The organism is Desulfosporomusa polytropa (assembly GCF_055380075.1).
The window spans coordinates 1,480,180-1,498,492 of sequence record NZ_AP042400.1; the positions used below are offsets into that span (position 1 = coordinate 1,480,180).

Genomic DNA, 18,313 nt, shown 5'->3' on the forward strand with positions numbered 1-18,313 from the left:
GTAGATAACTTTAAATGCGAGGAGAAATTTTACAATGATAAGAATGAATAAGCGACAAAAAAGAACATTAGGTCTGATTATCAGTTGCGCATTAATGTTAGGCACAAGCGAAGCGGCAGCAGCAGAACAGGAGTATAACCTGGATGATTATGTTGTAACTGCCAACCGTGTTCCGGTAAAACAGGTGGAAACAGCGGCAAGTGTAACCGTGATTACGCATGATGACATTGAAAAGGGCAGGTATACCCGTATTCTGGATGTATTAGAAAAGGCGAATGTCGGTATTTTTGATTCCGGTTCAGGTTATAGCATAAGTTCTGTTTTTATTAATGGCGATGACCGCGTACTGGTAATGGTTGATGGACGCAAGATTAACGGAGAAGATATGATGGTAGCAGGAGGTAAGATGAAACTCAATCTAAATCTACTGCCAAGCTTGAAAAATATCGAGCGGATCGAGATTGTGCGTGGTCCGGCATCTTCGCTGTATGGCAGCGATGCCGCCGGCGGTGTTATTAATATCATCACCCGCAAAGCGGCCAAACAAGAAACAAGCTATCTGGTAGAAGGCGGCAGTGGGGGAATGCGTGATTATACGCTTACGACAGAAGGACGTGATAAAGGTTTTGGCTATTTGATTACTGCTGAACGTAAGCAGCAGGACTATTTTGAATACAAAGATTCCAAAACAGGTTCAGTCAAGCGTATGCCCAATAGTGCGCTTGATCAGGATGCGTTTACTATGAGATTGGATAAAGAATTAGGCGATGGTCGGTCGCTTACGCTGAACTGGAGATACGTGGACAGCGATAAAGGCTATTTTTTGACGCCGCCAGGTTATAAGTGGCATCATCCAACTGCCTATGAGAATGATCGCAAGAATGATGTTGACTTGACATATCTTTGGAAAAACAAAGCAGGGACAGATGGTTCATTTAAGGTTTACCGCAGCGATAACCGTCTTGAATATCATCATTACATGCAAGGAACGCCTTATGAAGTGGATAACTATCAAGTAACTAGCCGGACTATCGGTGCGGAATGGCAGGATAATTGGCGAATAACTGACAAATATGATTTGGTTGGCGGCGCAAGTTGGCGAAAGGTAAATGTGGATATTCCCGCCGGCAGCGTTTATAACAAAGAATTGACGAATAAAGCCATATTTCTGGAAAATCGCTGGCGGTTATCCGATGATTGGAACTTGACTGCCGGCATGCGTCATGATCAGTATAATTCGTTTGGCAATAAAAATACGGTTCGTTTAGCTGTGAACCGGAAAATTAATAAAGACACGAATATCTTTGCTTCCTGGGGACAATTTTTCCGGGCACCAATTATCGGTGAATTATATAACCAGAATAACCCGCGAGGTAACCCGGACTTACAGCCGGAAAATGGAGAGGCGGTAACAATTGGCATGAATACGAAACTAAATCGTAATACCAATTTGCAGGCCAGTATTTTTAGCAGCCGTATTGATGATGCTATCGAACAATACTCGGATGGCGTCATACTTAAGTATAAAAATGTTAGTAAACAAAAACGGCAGGGGATGGATATTAGTTTGACACACCAATTGTCGCCGATGTGGAATATTTCGGCAGGCTATGCCTATGCGCAGGTCAGGTCCAAAATACAGGGTGCTGCCGATTACAGTAATGACCCTAACAATACTCAGCCTAATGGTTATCGTCTGGGTGTTGGCTATGCTTATGATAAATGGGATGGACAACTTATGTTGCGTGGTGCGACTGGGCGTGATTTGGCATCCTATACATCCAGTGCTTATTGGGTAGTTGATTTAGTAGCTAACTATAAAATCAATGCCAATCTTAAGACATACCTTAAAGCCTATAATCTCAATAACCGAGCGTATGAGATGAAAGGGGATACGGGGTATGCAGGAGAATTCCCCATGGCGGCGCGTCATTTCGTCTTTGGTTTGGAACAACGCATCTAAATATTAGGTACGGAATGTCCGAGGGCAAAGTGCAAGGAGGGGAAATAATGAGTTTACTACCGGAATTCTCTAGTAGCTTTTGGAACGGGTGGTGGTTTTCATTAATTTATTTTATTGTTAATCAAGGCATTCCCCTTTCAAAAAAAGGTTCAGCCAAGCGCTTACTTACAGCCGCCAATTCGGATAAATATTTTTGGAAAACTGTAAATATTCTTCTCTGGATCATTACAGTTATTATTCCTGTTTTTGTGCCCATTAAATCCGGCAGTGTTGCTTCTTATAGCGGATTGCTTATGTATTCTATTGGCATGATTTTAAATGTTATAGCACTATGGAATTATGTTACAACGCCTTTTGATAAGCTGGTTAACAAAGGATTATACCGGTGGAGCAGAAATCCAATTTATGTTGCCTATAGCTTAACGTGGTACGGTGTAGGGCTGTCTCTTGGTTCATGGTTCCTGATTATCATTAATACGCTTAAAGTGATTACATGTCATTTTGGAATACTTGAAGAAGAAAATTACTGCCTGCAAAAGTACGGGAAAGACTTTCAAGACTACATAAATAAAGTGCCGCGCTATTACTAGAAGATTGTTTTAGTTAACTGTGGAGGGGGAATTTTTTATGGAATTTATGCCGGATTTTACAATTGGTTTGTGGAGTGGCTGGTGGTTTTCATTAATTTATCTTATTGTTAATCTGGGCATTCCATCTGTCAAAAAAGATGCTTTTAAACGTTTATTTAAGTCTCCTAAATCTCATGAAAAATTTTGGGAGGCAGTTAATTATTATATTTCCTGGTTTTCCTGGATCGGGTCGGTTATTTTTCCTGTTTTTGCGAGTGTCAAAACAGGTACAGGATATTTTTATGCCGGAATCTTTATGTTTTTGGTTGGCATGGCTTTAAACATTACAGCATTGCTGAATTATATAACTACCCCTCTTGAGCAGCCGATTGTCAAGGGGCTATACCGGTTTAGCCGCAATCCGATTTATGCTGCATACATCATAACTTGGTATGGCGTGGGGTTGGCGCTTGGTTCTTGGTTGTTGATGATCATCCACACGATTGAAGTAATTACTTGCCATATATTAACAGTAGAGGAAGAGCAATATTGTTTACACAAATATGGAACCGATTATCAAGAATATATGGCAAAAGTGCCTCGCTATTTTTAAGCTTTCGTAAATTTAAATGTAAGAAGGTGGAGTATGAAAGATTTGATTGATTACTTTATGCAGTGTGTGAAAGCAGCATGAGCCGATATATCTTCGCTCGGTTGGCCGGACTTATTCCAACGGCTATTTTTGTTACCTTTGCTTGTTTTGCTATTATTCAACTAACTCCCGGTGATCCGGCGGTACTGTTGCTGCAGCAGCGGGGCATTGATCCTACACAGGAAGCAGTTTCAGCCATCAGGGATGAGCTTCGCCTGGACAGACCCTTTGTGGAAAGATACTTTCTGTGGCTGTGGCAGATATGTCAGGGGGACCTGGGGGTCTCTTTCTATACCCGGCAGCCGGTAACAACAGAGATTCTGCAGCGTATGCCGGCAACCCTGGAATTAACGATTGCGGCCATGGTGTTCTCGTTGACTGTTGCCTTTGGCCTGGGCATTTTATCGGCTAAATATGAAAACAGATTACCGGATTATTTTAGCAGAATTTACGCATTACTGGCTATTTCGGTACCTTCCTATTGGCTGGGGCTGCTATTCATCTATTTTTTTGCGGTACAACTGCAAATATTTCCTGCCGTTGGCCGAGGCGGTTTTTTGAATCTCATTATGCCGACGGTAACGTTGGGCTTTTCAACAGCAGCTATTCATGCCCGCCTGTTGCGCAACAGTCTGCTGGAAGTATTGTCGCAGGACTTTATGGTTTATGCCAGAGCCAAAGGCTTAACGCCATGGCAAACGCTGCTGTATCATGCTGTTTTGCCTAGTTTGGTGCCGGTAGTGACTTCATTGGGAACAACGTTTGGGTATATGCTGGGCGGTACGGTCATTATCGAGAGTGTTTTTGCCTGGCCCGGGCTTGGCAAAATGATTATGGATGCTATTTTCTATCGGGATTATCCTGTTATTCAAGGGTATATCCTGGTGATGGCGGTGGCATATACCTTTGTGAATGTAGGCATTGATTTGCTTTGCATGTGGCTTGATCCCCGGATGCGTTTAGGAAGTGAACTACGGACATGAGATGTCAGACGAACGGAATAGTAACAGTTTTGAAAAATACCGGAAACCGGAAACATCATCTTATTCTGTCACTCAATCTGGTGTTGCTGGCTTTATATTTGCTGGTTGCCCTGTTTGCTCCTTATATTGCTCCGCATGACCCGCTGCATGTTGATATTAGGTTGAGATTGCAGCCACCTTCAAGTGAATATCTGTTAGGAACCGACCAGTTAGGACGCTGTCTGCTGTCGCGGCTGTTATTTGGAACAGGAAATACGCTGGCTGCGGCAGGAGGTGTTTTGGCCTGTACTGTTGCTGCCGGTACTTTCATTGGGTTGCTGGCCGGTTTTGCCGGAGGCTGGCATGATCGCATCGTTCAGCGAATAATGGATGGGGTTATGGCTTTCCCCGGATTGATACTGGCATTGGTAATAACGGGTTTGCTTGGTCCTGGTTTGAAAAATGCAGTAATTGCCTTAGCACTAGTGCACTGGGTAGGTTATGCCCGTATTGTCCGGAATATGACCTTTAGTCTGCGTGAACGTACATATATTGCAGCGGCACATACGGCGGGAGCAAAGCAGGGGGCTATTTTGCGGCGGCATATTTTGCCAGCGGTAATGCCAACACTTGCAGTTTTAGCATTACTCGACTTTGGCCGGATTATCCTAAGTATAGCCGGACTGTCTTTTCTGGGCTTAGGCGCCCAACCGCCTGTGCCGGAATGGGGAGCCATGCTCAGCGACGGCAAAGCTTATATGCAGGCTGCCCCCGATTTAATGCTATGGCCTGGACTCGCCATAATGGGCATTGTATTAAATCTGCAGGTATTTGGTGAGATGCTGCGCCAGCAGGTCAAGCAGGGCGGCTAAAGCAAGAAAGGAGTCAACAGATGATGAAAAAATGGATCTGCTTTTTTCTAAGTTTAGTTTTGTTGCTTGTGAGTATAGTTTTTACGGGATGTGGCAGTGCCAAACCACAAGCGGTTCAGCAGATTGTAGTCGGAGAAAGTACCGATTTGGGCGGCTATGACCCTGAAACAGACATGTCGTATTATATCCGTGCACTCATTTATAACACTTTAGTCGAATTGGATGCTGATTTTAAATTGAAGCCGGCCTTAGCTGAGCGATGGGAAATGACACCTGACGGTAAGACATGGACATTTTATCTGCGCAAAGGAGTTACCTTTCATGACGGTACGCCTCTTAACGCACAAATTGTAAAACAGAATATGGACAGGCTGCGAAACGGGTTGTGGAAATCTTTTCTGCCAGACATTGCCGATGTACAGGCTACAGATGACGTAACCGTCGTTTTCCATTTAAAAAGTCCGTCCTTTATCTTCGCGTCAGACTTAACGGTTCCAAGTTATGCAATTGTTAGCCCCAATGCGTTGGATGTAAACGGAAAAGTAGTAAAGGCGATTGGGACAGGCCCTTATGGATTGGAATCTTGGCAAAAAGACCAGGATTTTGTGCTGAAACGGAATGAAAACTATTGGGGTCAGGCACCAAAAAATGAAAAACTGATATTTAAAGTTATTTCCGACCCGGATGCCAGAGCGATGGCTCTGGAAGCGGGTATGGTCGATTTTATCAGTTTGCGGCAGTCTTTGACTGCCGCAAACCGTTTATCTCAAAATAACAAGTTAAAGCTTGAAAAACGCCTGGGGCAAACGTCTGAAATGTTATATTTTAACATAAACAATCCAATCTTGAAGGATTTGCAGGTAAGAAAAGCGGTAGCGCACAGTCTGAATATAAAAGAAATGATACCGGGGCTGCTGGGGGATAGTGCAGATCCCGGACATGCTTTCTTTTCTCCTGCTTTTGGCGAATATGTCATGCCCAAGGATGTGGTACTTCCCTATGATTTAAATCAAGCCCAAGAATATCTGACAGCAGCAAAATGGCAAGTTGGCCCGGACGGAATTCGGAGGCAGGACGGAGTATTTCTTAGGCTGCGCATCACGTTTGGCGCGAAAAATGCCGAGGATAGCCTCTTGGCCGGTGCGATACAGAACAGTCTCAAAGAAGTGGGGATTGTTGCCGAGCTTGTACCACTGGAAGATGCTGCTTTGATGGATGCACTGAAGAATAAAAGTTATGATCTGCTGATGTTTGGACAATTTTATATTCCTCATAACGAGCCGTCGCCGCATTATCTGAGCGGTCATTATCATCCCCAGGCTATGTATGGGTTATTAACAACGCCGGAACTAACGAAAGCAATTGATCAGTTGGTTATTACTGCCGATAACAAGGAACGAGTGGCTCTTCATCACAAAATACAAGGCTTGATTAGCGAACAAGTGCCTGTAGTTGTATTATTTCACCGGTACAGTATCGTGGCCATGAAGAAAAACATTATGGACTATGAGAATTCAGTAGGCACATGGCAAGTGTACCGGGGGCTAGAGAAAGCTTATGTCCAGTAAAGTTGACTTGCTCAATATTAATGATCTGAGCGTCTGTTATCATACGGCTACCAGAAATGTAATTGCTGTAAACCGGGTAAATCTTACGGTTCGTGCAGGTGAGTTTGTGGGGGTAATCGGCGAAAGCGGCAGCGGCAAGAGTAGTTTTGCCAGGGCGATTTTACGGTTGCTGCCGGCAAATGGCCTACAAACAAGTGGCAGCATTCGGTTTCAGGGGCAGCGGCTGGAAGAGTTAGATGATGCTGCTATGACAACTTTGTATGGAAGGCATATCGGTTTTATGCCCCAACAGCCTATTGCGGCGTTAAACCCTGTCCGGTCTATCGCGTCCCAGTTGGGAGAAATTTTCCGGTTACGTTTAGGATTTAATTTTCAGCAGGCGCGTAAAATGAGCGTTAAAATTCTCCCAAAAGTGGGATTGGATGATACTGATCGCGTTTTACATGCTTATCCGCATGAGTTAAGCGGCGGCATGTGCCAGCGTGTTTTGCTGGGGATGGCGATTGCCTTGGAGCCATCCTTGCTGGTAGCCGATGAGCCGACTACGGCGGTGGATGCCGGAATGCGTATGGCGTTACTGGATGAAATCAAACGTCAGCAAAAGGACAGAGCCATGGCAGTTCTTTTGATTGCTCATGACTTGCCACTGGTAGCGCGATATGCAGACCGGCTGGTTGTCATGTATGGGGGCAGTATTGTCGAAGCCGGCGAAGCTCATGTCGTGCTTTCACAGCCGCGGCATCCGTATACCCGGTTATTATTAGGATTTGACAAAGATAGTAGTTTTTTTGATGAAGAACTGAAAAATCAAACAGGTTGCGCATTTCAACCGCGTTGTATATATGCTCAGCCAAGATGTCGTTATGAAAAACCGGCTTGGCAGGGAGATGAGCAAGCCGGCTGGGCTTGTATCCTAAAATGAGGTGAAACTTTTGATTTGGCGAGCGGAAAACGTAGATAAATCATACAGTTCCCGAGCAGGGATGTTTAACAGTCTGCGCCATACGGTTTTATCCGATGTATCATTGCAGGTAGGTGAAAAAGAGTTTGTTGGCCTGGTGGGGGAAAGCGGCTGTGGAAAAACGACATTAGCCCGGCTGGCGCTCAGGTTGGAACGAGCGGAAAGCGGTAACATGTATTTGGCAGGCCGCAGCTATGCGGATTATCGGGATAAACGGGAATTTTACCGCAACATACAAATAATGTTTCAACATGCCACAGAAGCGTTAAATCCGCGTTGGCGGCTGGAGCAAATAGTAGAAGAACCGCTCCGCTATCTAACAGATATGTCGCTGGAAAAGCGCCAGAAACAAATTCGGGAGATCATGGCCGCCGTTTCGCTGCCGGCCAGCCTTCTTGCTGCAAAACCGGGAACGCTTAGCGGCGGTCAGGCTCAACGGATATGTCTGGCCAGGGCAATAATTCTGAAGCCAAAATTAATTATTCTGGATGAACCTACGTCCAGTCTTGACGTAGTGATACAGTATCAAATTTTACAATTGCTGCGAAAGCTGCACCAGGAAAGCGGGATATCTTTTTTGATGATATCGCATGATTTAGGTGCTATCAAACAAGTTGCCGAGCGCATCGTATTCATGCATGACGGGCGGGTTGTTGAAAATGTGGCAACAAAACGGCTGCGTCAAGTCAAACATTATGTGGCTAAAGATCTTGTGGAAGCTGCCAGATTGACTGAAAGGGGATAGTAGCATGACTAAACGGTCCCAAAAGCTAGTAAGTGCTCTTGTTGGTTGTACATTAACGCTGGGTACAATGGCGGCAGCTGCGGCAGAGCAGGAGTATAATTTGGATGACTATGTGGTAACTGCCAACCGTATTCCGGTAAAAAAAGCAGATACGGCGGCCAGTGTAACTGTGATTACCCGCGCTGACATTGAGAAGGGCGGGTATACCCGTGTCCTTGAAATATTGGATAAGGCTAACGTAAGTATTCTCGATTGCGGTTCAGCCGGTTATTTTGATAGTGCCGTATTTATTAATGGTGATGACCGCGTGTTGATCATGATCGATGGACGTAAGATTAACAAAGAGAATGACGTCGGGGGCGGCAAGACAAAATTTAATTTAAACTTTTTGCCAAGCGTAAAAAACATTGAGCGAATTGAAATTGTACGCGGGCCGGCTTCCTCGCTGTATGGCAGTGATGCTGCCGGCGGCGTTATCAATATCATTACCCGCAAAGCGGCCAAACAAGAAACAAGCTATTTAGTGCAGGGCGGCAGTTGGGGAATATTTAATCAAACGCTCACTACAGAAGGCCGTGAAAACGGTTTTGGGTATTTTATTACTGCTGAGCGCAAACGGCAGGATTATTTTGAATACAAAGACCCAAAGACGGGTACAGTCAAGCATATGCCTAATAGTAAAGTTGAACAGAACGCGGTTAGTGTAAAATTGGATAAGGACTTAAGTGAAGGGCGTTCGCTTACACTCTATTGGAACTACATGAATAGCAATATCGGTTACTTTTTGACACCACCGGGTTATAAGTGGCACTTTCCAACTGCCTATGAAATTAACCAAAGTAATGATGTTGACCTGACATATCGCTGGAAAAATAAAACGGGAACAGATGGTTTCTTCAAAGTATATCATAGTGCTGACCTGCGTGACGATTATCACTATTATGAAAATACACCTTATGAAGTCGATAAGTATTCAATGACCAGCCGGACTAACGGTATGGAATGGCAGAACAATTGGAAAATCACAGATAATTACGATGTAGTTGGCGGGGCCAGTTGGCGAAAAGTAAATATGGATATTCCCTGTACCGGTATTTATAACAAAGAAATGACAGATAAAGCCATATTTTTTGAAAATCACTGGCGATTATCCGATGCTTGGAACTTGAATGCGGGAATGCGCTGTGACCAGTATAATTCGTTTGGCAGTAAAAATACTGCCCGTCTGGCTGTGAACCATAAAATCAATAAAGATACCAACCTTTTTGCTTCCTGGGGGCAATTTTTCCGTGCGCCAATTATCCAAGAACTTTATAGTCTAAGTGTACCGCAGGGCAATCCCAATTTACGTCCAGAAACAGGGGATACGGTTACGCTCGGTATGAATACCAAATTGAATGACAAGACCAAAATACAGACAAGTGTTTTTAGCAGCCGTATTGATGACGCCATTGTACGATATTCTGACGGATTTTTGCAAACTTACAAAAATGTCAGCAAACAAAAACGGCATGGCTTTGATATTCATTTAAATCACCAATTGTCACCGGCATGGAATGTTTCAGCTGGCTATGCTTATGTTCAGGTTAGGGAGAAAGGTCAGGGGGCTGATAGCTATCGTAATTATCCTACCAATAACCAGCCCAACGGGTATCGTTTGAATTTGGAATACAGTCAGGATAAATGGAATGGACAAATTGCAGTGCGTGGCGCGACCGGACGCAGTCTGGCAGCCTTTACGTCTAGTTCATACTGGGTAGTTGATGTGGCGGCCGACTATAAAGTCAGTTCTAATCTCCATGCATATTTTAAGGGATATAATCTCACCAACAGAGCCTATGAATTAAATGGATTGGAGGGTTATGCAGGATCATTTCCCATGGCGGCGCGTCGTTTTACCTTTGGTTTGGAACAGCGTATTTAGAATCGGTTAGGCACTAGTTCCATTGGTATGTCTGGTGTCAAAGTGTAAGGAGGGAAAATAATGAGTTTGATACCGGAATTTTCTATTGATTTTTGGAATGGTTGGGGGTTTTCATTAATTTATTTTATTGTTAATCAAGGCATTCCACTTTCGAAGAAAGGTTCAGTCAAGCGTTTGCTTACAGCCGCTAATTCGCAAAATTATTTTTGGAAAAAGGTAAATTGTCTTCTTTGGGTCATTACAATTATTTTTCCTGTTTTTGCGTCTGTTAAATTCGACAGTGCTATTTTTTATAGTGGGATTTTTATGTATTTTGTGGGTATGACTTTAAATGTCATAGCACTATGGAATTATATTACAACTCCTTTTGATCAGCCGGTTATCAAAGGATTATACCGGTGTAGCAGAAATCCAATTTATATTGCCTATACTCTTACCTGGTACGGTGTAGGACTGGCTCTTGGCTCATGGCTGCTGATTATCATCAATACGATTAAAGTGATTATCTGCCATTTCTTAATATTGGAAGAGGAAGGGTACTGTCTGCAAAAATACGGGAAAGACTATCAAAATTATTTGGCTAAAGTGCCACGGTATTTCTAGGAAGTAATTTTTAGGATGAACAAACTTAATCATATAAGGGAAGGCGAGATGGGGAGAGATGAAAAACGGTGTAATTCTTGCGATGATATCTGCGTTTGTATTTAGCGTAATGAATGCATTAGTAAAAGCAGTTAGCTTGTCAATGCCAGTAGCCGAAGTTGTTTTTTTTACTAGTATTATAGGAACAGGTGGAATCTATTTTTTGATGTTGAAAAATAAAGTTGCTTTTTCTACGGATGAAATTCATATCCTCATCTTACGGGGAGTACTTGGCGCATTATGTATTATTACTTATTTTTACACAATATCAAAAATATCATTAGTTGATGTAATTATCTTGACAAATCTATCACCTGTCTTTGTTATACTTCTTGCCGCCGTATTTTTGAAGGAGAAGTTTTCTCGAAAAACGTTTTATATATTGCCAATTGTGTTTGTAGGCGCAATTCTTACAATAAAACCTTTCAACTATTCAGTATATTCAGTAGACGCGTTAGTTGGGGTATTAAGTGCCGTATTTGCAGCTGGTGCTGCCATTTCCATTCGTTATTTGAGCAAGAAACACCATGCCTTCGAAATTATTTTCTATCTTTTGGCTGCGACAACACTAGTATCCATACCATTTATGTGGTATAACTTTGTTACTCCAACAACAATAGAACTAGTTTATCTGGTCTGTATTGGAGTTGTTGCACTATTCGGACAAGTATTTCAGACAAAAGCCTATACCTACGAAAATGCTATTGTGGTAGAATTTGTTCGTTATATCGGCATTGTCTTTAATGCACTGTGGGGATTCATATTCTGGGTAGAAGTACCTGACGCGTCTACTGTATTAGGTGGCACGTTAATTATTGTTGCCTGCGTAGCAATGTCATGGAAAAAATAAGATATAAGATTGCTGGCCTCAACTCAAAATAGAATTTAATTGCTTTGAGTGGACAGAGAGCGTTGTTTTGGCTATGGGTCGACTATTTTCTCAACTCTTTTCGAATCGATGCGATGATTTTCTTTATTTCTTTACGATCAATTCCAGCTAAGTCAAGGTCAAATTCGACATCATCCAAGAAGATATCTCCCATGCTCCAAATATCCGATTTCTTTATCGTCCAGCCTTTTATGAATCGGTGCTTTGGAGATAGTCCTTCTAAACGGTACGATTCCAATAACTCGAAATCCTATGCTGTATCTGTTTTAAGCTCGCGTTTGATTACTCGAATAAACATTTTTATCGCCTTTAAAACCTAATCACTACACTCGTTATATATAGTCACTGCAAATACTGTTGTCTCAAATTCAGCTTGTAAAGTGTGGGAAACGAGTAGCTAACTTAAAGATTAAGTCGGATGTCATTAGAAAAATAATGGCAAAGGGCAAAGTGCTAATCAAGAAAATCCAGGAGAAATGCGACCCTTTTAGAGAAAAATAATTTTTTCACTATTTACAAAAAGACGAAAATATTGTAGAATTACTTTGAAATAAGAGTAATGAAGACTCTTTCGAAAGTAAGTACAACGTAAACCACGATACATAATAGACAACTCCAATAGTTATGAATAGGCATGAAGCCTCAAGAGGACGTAAAGTCTTCTCTGGTTTTCATGCTTTTTTATTTGTCGAAAGAAGTCATTTTTTGCTGTATATTTTAAGTAAGGAGAGGCTGGACATGGAGTATAAAGAATGGACTATCCGTAAAATTACCGCAAGTGATACTAAGCCTGCGCTTGATTTCATCATTCCCATGCTGCGTGAAATTTACCCCAACATGTCTGATGTAGTGGTACGCTGGGATCTCGCCAATATGGAAGAAACATATACTGTCGACCCTAAAACCGCCATGTTTGCCGCTTTTGACCAAGCCGGCAAAGTAGTGGCCACTATTGCCATACGCCCATATGATGACAGGCTTGATAAAGTAAAAGGCTACTATGATGTCACTAAGACGGCAGAGTTATCCCGCTGTTATGTTGACAGCTCGCTACGGCGACAAGGCATTGCCGGAAAATTATTGGCTGTCATGGAGGATTATTGCCGGAGTGTGGGCTATAGTGACATCTGCCTGCATACCCACCGTTTTTTGCCGGGAGGGTATCCTTTCTGGCTGAGTAGAGAGTTTGCTGTCCGGGTACTTGGCAATGACAGGGATGAGACTATCTATATGGATAAGAGTCTGGTAATAAATGAGCAGAGGATGCTTTGCTCTGGTTGAGTCTCATAGACCTGTTTTGAAAAGGTGGGGAAAAATGAAAAGCTATGTAGCAAAACGATTGCTTTATTTGATTCCTATATTGTTGGGAATTACATTACTCTCATTTGCTATGATGAGGATTGCGGGAAGCGATGCCGTTATTCAAAAATTTGATAACTCGGGAATAGCGGTTTCACAGGATGTAATTGATGCCGAAAGAATACGCTTAGGCTTGGACAAGCCCTTTTTGACACAGTATTTTACCTGGCTCGGCGGTTTGTTGGCAGGAAATATGGGAATTAGTCATGTATCCGGTGCAGATGTATTCTCTACCTTTATTTCAAAGCTGCCGGCGACCTTACTTTTGACGGCGACCTCAATTTTGCTCACAGTTGTGATTGCGATTCCTTTAGGAGTCTTGGCCGCTGTTAAGCAAAACAAATTCACCGATTATATGATTCGGAGTCTTAGCTTTGTGGGCAATAGTATGCCTAATTTTTTTGTCGCTCTGGTACTTATGTATTTACTTGCTATTAAGCTTGGAATCTTCCCTGTCATCACTACCGGCATTAGTCTGAAAAGTGTTGCACTGCCTGCGTTTACATTGACTATAGCCATGTCGGCAAAATATCTCCGGCAAGTACGGGCTACTGTGTTGGATGAGCTGAGTAAGGAATACATAGCCGGAGCAAAATCGCGCGGAATTCGTTTTTCGATAACGCTTTGGAAGAGTGTCTTACGATCAGCGCTTGTTACGATTATTACTCTCTTGGCGCTTTCAATCGGAAGTCTTCTCGGCGGTACGGCGATTGTCGAGTCCATATTTATGTGGGATGGTGTTGGCAAGCTTGCGGTCGATGCCATCAATATGCGGGATTATCCAATGATTCAAGCCTATGTTGTCTGGATGTCGATTATCTACGTCTGTGTGAACTTGCTGGCAGACCTTTCTTATCGCATTCTTGATCCCCGCATTCGTTTGGGGGGGGATGAGATATGAGTGCCAACGTGGCATGTGTTACTGTTCGCAGTCAGAGACTTAAGAAAGATTACACAAAAGTCAAGCTGCTGGTTTTTTTTTCGCTGGTGATGGCCTTGCTGATGATGACAATATTTGCAGATGTTATCTGTCCCTATGATCCCGATATGCAAGACAACAGCATTGCGCTCAATCCCCCAAGCGTGGAACATCCGTTTGGAACCGATCGCTACGGGCGGGATATGTTGTCCAGGGTGATTATCGGCTCACAAACAAGCATTTTTTCAACGTTGTCACTGGTAGCGATAATCTCAATTGTCGGGACGGTTGTTGGCGTGAATTGCGGCTATTTTAGCGGGGCGCTTGATTCCATTGTAATGCGGATATCAGATATTTGTCTGGCTTTTCCCGGCTTGGTGTTTGCCTTGGCCATTGCGGCGGTGCTAAATGGCGGCGTTCAAAATGCAGTTATTGCCTTGGCAGTTATCAGCTGGCCTAAGTATTCGAGAATTGCCAGAAGCCAGACGTTGGCAGTAAAACACACAAATTTTATTGCTGCTGCCCGGCTAGCAGGCAGCACTTCATTTAAAATAATCACAAAGCATATTTTACCCAATATTGTCGGGCCGATATTAGTAACCGCAATGCTTGATATAGGAACCATGCTGATGGAAATAGCGGCGCTTTCCTTTTTGGGGCTGGGCGCCAAGCCGCCGATAGCCGAATGGGGCAGCATGATGAGCGGCGGCAGGAGCATGCTGCAAACCTATCCTTGGGTGGTATTATCCCCCGGGGTTGCCATTTTTGTTTCTGTTGTGCTGTTCAATCTCTTGGGAGACACTATCAGGGACTATGTAGATCCCCGCAACAGCCGTATAAAATAAAATAAGAGGAGATTTATGTTATGAAGAACAAATTTATTCCCATTTTACTAGCGCTGTGTATGGTAGCCAGTATAATAGCAGGCTGCAGCAATAGCCCGGACAAAGGAAAGGCTTCCGGGGCACAGGCAAAAAAGACTTTTGTATTTGGCGACACAACGTTCAATCCGGAAAATAGCGAGTCGGATGTGAATCCCCACAACGACTGCGGCGGTTGGGCCTGCCTCCGATACGGAGTAGGTGAAACGCTGTTTCGCTATTCCGATTCTATGGAAGTTGAGCCTTGGCTCGCAAAAAGCTATGAGCTTGTTGATAAGCTTACCTGGAAGATTACGCTGCAGGATAATGTGTATTTTACAAGCGGACGTCATATGGACGGCGCGGCAGTAAAGGAATGCTTGGAGAATTTGGTTAAGGTGCATAAGCGTGCGGCCGGAAACCTGAATATTGATAAAATTACGGCTGATGGTCAGACCATAACCATCGTTACCAGCGTTCCGGTTCCGGCACTGATCAACTATCTCGCCGACCCTTACGGCTGTATTTATGACATTCAAGCCGGCGTCACTAAAGAGGGCATCGTAGCTGCTACAGGCCCCTACAAGGCCGTATCTCTCGTAACCGGCCAACGTGTCAACTTGGTTAAAAATGAAAAATATTGGAACGGTACGCCGAAAATTGATGAAATTACCGTAAGGACTATCTCAGATGGCGATACGTTGACCATGGCGCTCCAGTCAGGTGAGATTGATGCTGCTTATGGCATGCCGTACGCAAGCTATCCTATTTTCCAAAACGACAAGTACGTATTTACCAGCACGGCAACAAGTAGAGCGTTCTTTGCTTGGATGAATTTTACAAGCGAAATTACAAAAGACCCGGCTGTTCGTAAAGCCATTGCCATGGGCATTGACAAAAAAGGCTTTGTTGATACTCTGTTAAATGGAAATGGTTATCCGGCAGCAGGCGTTTTTCCAAGCAGCTTTACCTTCGGTAATGAAGCTGTCCATACCGAAACCTATGATCTTGAGGGTGCCAAAAAGATTCTGGAGGATGCCGGCTGGATTGATACAGACGGTGATGGCATCCGTGAAAAAGACGGGAAGAAACTGGTGATTCGTTGGCTCACCTACCCCAGCCGTCAGGAGCTGCCGCTGCTTGCCGAATCTGTACAGGCAACGCTGAAAAAAATCGGAATGTCTGTGGAAATCAATAGTACGGCAGACGTAAACAGCATAAAAGTCAACCCGGCGGCCTGGGATGTTTATGCAAGCGCTATGGTCACAGCGCCTACCGGTGACCCGGAGTATTTCTTTGCCTACTGCAGCCTTGACAAATCTCCAACTAATAACGGAAAATACCATAGCGATAAGCTTGAGCAGCTCGCGCAAGAAATGGCACAAACCTTTGACAAAGAAAAACGCCAACAGCTTGCGATTGAAATGCAGCAAACCATTTTGGACGACAATGCCTATGTATTCGCTTCTCATTTGCGCATGAGCATGATTGCAAAATCGAAAGTTACCGGACTTGTCGCACATCCCTGCGATTTTTATGAAATTACAGCAGACTTGGAAATCAACTAAAACAATTTCTCGCCTGTTGCAAAGGAGATAAGCATGGACGCACTTTTGACGTATAATTCAGTGGATATTTGCTATAATGAGAAACCCGTTGTGCAGAGTGTCAGCTTTACTTTGCAACCAGGTGAGATTTTAGGCATAGTTGGCGAGTCGGGAAGCGGCAAAAGCACGATCATAAAAGCCGCTATGGGGCTTTTGGGACAAAGCGGCATGGTGACAAGAGGCGATATTTGGTTTCAAGGAAAGAATCTGCCGGATTTGGGAACGAAGGAAATGCGGGAAATATGCGGTTCAAAGATAGGCATGATTTTTCAGGATGCCGGTGCTTCCTTGTGCCCTGTGCGTACAATCGGCAGCCAAATTTACGAAAGCATGAACGCTCATATGCGGCTAACCAGGCAAGAAGCAAACGAAAGAGCGTTAGAGTTATTCCATAAACTCAACTTCAAGGACGGCCAACGAATATTAAATTCCTATTCCTTTGAACTGTCAGGCGGTATGAACCAACGGGTCGGAATTGCAATGGCAATGCTCTTAAACCCGGCGGTCCTCTTGGCAGATGAACCAACCAGTGCGCTCGATGTATCTGTGCAAAAACAGGTTGTACAGGAAATGCGGTTTTTGCGCAAGCTGTACAACACTGCAATTATTCTGGTGACACATAATATTGAAGTGATTTCGGCTATGGCAGATTCCGTTATTGTGTTGAAAAATGGTCACATCCTGGAATACGGAACAGCCCGGCAAGTACTGAATGAATCTCAGAACGAATATACCAAGGCGTTGCTGGCCGCCGTACCAAAATTGCGGAGGAATTGAATGGGAACGTTATTAGAAGTAAGAGATATTACAAAGATATTTTGTCGACAGGATCAGACCAATTTCACTGCGGTTGACAAAATCAGTTTTAGCTTGTATGCAGGAGAAACCCTGGGAATTGTTGGGGAGTCCGGCTCAGGTAAAACCACAACGGTGGCAATGATTAGCAGACTGCTTGACGCTACCAGTGGGCAAATTTATCTCAATGGCAAAGATATTACCCGTATAAAGGGGCGAGAACTGCGGGACGCTTATCGCGATCTTCAAATGGTATTCCAATCTCCCACCGGCTCTTTTGATCCGCGCCGTACGTTGGGGGATGGCATTGGCGAGAGTCTGCGCAACAGGGGGCTATCTCGTAAGGAAACAGAAGCAAGAGTGGAAACGCTGCTTACGCAATACGGTCTGCCGGCAGATTATGCCAAGCGATATCCGCACGAGGTCAGCGGCGGTCAATGCCAAAGAGCGGCAATAGCCCGCGCGCTTGCCATACAACCCAAGCTTCTAATCTGTGATGAAGCCACAAGCTCGCTTGATGTAACTGTTCAGGCGCAAATTATAACTCTTTTGCAGACACTCCAAAAAGAACATGGTATGTCATACTTGTTTATTTGCCATAATTTAGCGCTTGTCCAGCTTTTTTGCGACCGAGTGATCGTTATGTATAAAGGCAGTATTATGGAAATCGGAAAAATAGCGAAAGTTATAAATGCACCTAGGCATCCCTATACGAAAATGTTGTTATCGTGTCATTTAACCGATTCATTAGAAGTAGAGGACAATGTGTCAAATCTGCAGGAGGATCTTGAATATCATAATAACGGCTGCAAATTTTATATGTCATGTCCCGTCCGTAAGGATATGTGCAAAAGTATAAAGCCGGAACTGATTCAAAGGGATGGAAGCGGAGTAGCTTGTCATTTACATACTTAGGGTCTGTATAAAACAGGCTCATGAAGGATTAATTACTTTCGGGTCTGTTTTTGCACTTTTTGCATCATACTCTAAAAGCTTCTTATTCCTTTCATAGACAGGATCGGGTAC

At 43.7% G+C, this 18,313-nt stretch carries 17 protein-coding genes; all 17 read left to right on the plus strand.

Features of this window, described 5'->3' with window-relative positions; translation table 11 throughout:
- Window positions 1-34: 34 nt before the first annotated feature.
- Window positions 35-1,963 (plus strand): TonB-dependent receptor plug domain-containing protein, encoded by a 1,929-nt coding sequence (locus ACZ449_RS08715; protein WP_464260635.1) that lies wholly within the window; start codon window positions 35-37, stop codon window positions 1,961-1,963.
- Window positions 1,964-2,010: 47 nt separating this feature from the next.
- Window positions 2,011-2,553 carry a methyltransferase family protein gene (locus ACZ449_RS08720; protein WP_464260636.1) on the plus strand — a complete coding sequence of 181 codons (543 nt, stop codon included), beginning with the start codon at window positions 2,011-2,013 and terminating at the stop codon, window positions 2,551-2,553.
- A 37-nt stretch (window positions 2,554-2,590) separates the two neighbouring features.
- Window positions 2,591-3,145 (plus strand): methyltransferase family protein, encoded by a 555-nt coding sequence (locus ACZ449_RS08725; RefSeq protein WP_464260637.1) that lies wholly within the window; start codon window positions 2,591-2,593, stop codon window positions 3,143-3,145.
- Window positions 3,146-3,222: 77 nt separating this feature from the next.
- A complete protein-coding gene (gene nikB / locus ACZ449_RS08730; RefSeq protein WP_464260638.1) occupies window positions 3,223-4,167 on the plus strand; it encodes a nickel ABC transporter permease in 945 nt (314 codons plus the stop codon).
- On the plus strand, window positions 4,164-5,018 hold the full coding sequence (gene nikC / locus ACZ449_RS08735) for a nickel transporter permease (protein WP_464260639.1): 855 nt from the start codon (window positions 4,164-4,166) through the stop codon (window positions 5,016-5,018). The genes nikB and nikC (ACZ449_RS08735) overlap by 4 nt, the downstream gene beginning before the upstream one ends.
- A 20-nt stretch (window positions 5,019-5,038) precedes the next feature.
- Window positions 5,039-6,586, plus strand: a complete 1,548-nt coding sequence (locus tag ACZ449_RS08740; RefSeq protein ID WP_464260640.1) for an ABC transporter substrate-binding protein — start codon at window positions 5,039-5,041, stop codon at window positions 6,584-6,586.
- The gene (locus ACZ449_RS08745) at window positions 6,576-7,508 is read left to right on the plus strand and encodes an ABC transporter ATP-binding protein (protein WP_464260641.1); all 933 of its coding nucleotides are present in this window, start codon (window positions 6,576-6,578) and stop codon (window positions 7,506-7,508) included. Before ACZ449_RS08740 ends, ACZ449_RS08745 begins: the two co-directional genes overlap by 11 nt.
- A gap of 10 nt (window positions 7,509-7,518) precedes the next feature.
- On the plus strand, window positions 7,519-8,292 hold the full coding sequence (locus ACZ449_RS08750) for an ABC transporter ATP-binding protein (RefSeq protein WP_464260642.1): 774 nt from the start codon (window positions 7,519-7,521) through the stop codon (window positions 8,290-8,292).
- 4 nt (window positions 8,293-8,296) lie between these two features.
- Entirely contained in the window at window positions 8,297-10,216 is a 1,920-nt protein-coding gene (locus tag ACZ449_RS08755) for a TonB-dependent receptor plug domain-containing protein (protein ID WP_464260643.1), read from the plus strand.
- Window positions 10,217-10,276: 60 nt separating this feature from the next.
- Window positions 10,277-10,819 carry a methyltransferase family protein gene (locus ACZ449_RS08760; protein ID WP_464260644.1) on the plus strand — a complete coding sequence of 181 codons (543 nt, stop codon included), beginning with the start codon at window positions 10,277-10,279 and terminating at the stop codon, window positions 10,817-10,819.
- 58 nt (window positions 10,820-10,877) lie between these two features.
- Complete coding sequence (locus ACZ449_RS08765; RefSeq protein ID WP_464260645.1) at window positions 10,878-11,708, plus strand: DMT family transporter; 831 nt, start codon at window positions 10,878-10,880, stop codon at window positions 11,706-11,708.
- 777 nt (window positions 11,709-12,485) lie between these two features.
- On the plus strand, window positions 12,486-13,028 hold the full coding sequence (locus ACZ449_RS08770) for a GNAT family N-acetyltransferase (protein WP_464260646.1): 543 nt from the start codon (window positions 12,486-12,488) through the stop codon (window positions 13,026-13,028).
- Window positions 13,029-13,062: 34 nt separating this feature from the next.
- Complete coding sequence (locus ACZ449_RS08775) at window positions 13,063-14,007, plus strand: ABC transporter permease (protein ID WP_464260647.1); 945 nt, start codon at window positions 13,063-13,065, stop codon at window positions 14,005-14,007.
- The gene (gene nikC / locus ACZ449_RS08780; protein ID WP_464260648.1) at window positions 14,004-14,870 is read left to right on the plus strand and encodes a nickel transporter permease; all 867 of its coding nucleotides are present in this window, start codon (window positions 14,004-14,006) and stop codon (window positions 14,868-14,870) included. Before ACZ449_RS08775 ends, nikC (ACZ449_RS08780) begins: the two co-directional genes overlap by 4 nt.
- A 20-nt stretch (window positions 14,871-14,890) precedes the next feature.
- The gene (locus ACZ449_RS08785) at window positions 14,891-16,453 is read left to right on the plus strand and encodes an ABC transporter substrate-binding protein (RefSeq protein WP_464260649.1); all 1,563 of its coding nucleotides are present in this window, start codon (window positions 14,891-14,893) and stop codon (window positions 16,451-16,453) included.
- 33 nt (window positions 16,454-16,486) lie between these two features.
- Window positions 16,487-17,269, plus strand: coding sequence for an ABC transporter ATP-binding protein (locus ACZ449_RS08790; RefSeq protein WP_464260650.1), 783 nt, complete (start codon window positions 16,487-16,489; stop codon window positions 17,267-17,269).
- A complete protein-coding gene (locus ACZ449_RS08795) occupies window positions 17,270-18,202 on the plus strand; it encodes an ABC transporter ATP-binding protein (protein ID WP_464260651.1) in 933 nt (310 codons plus the stop codon). It abuts the gene before it with no gap.
- Window positions 18,203-18,313 lie beyond the last annotated feature (111 nt).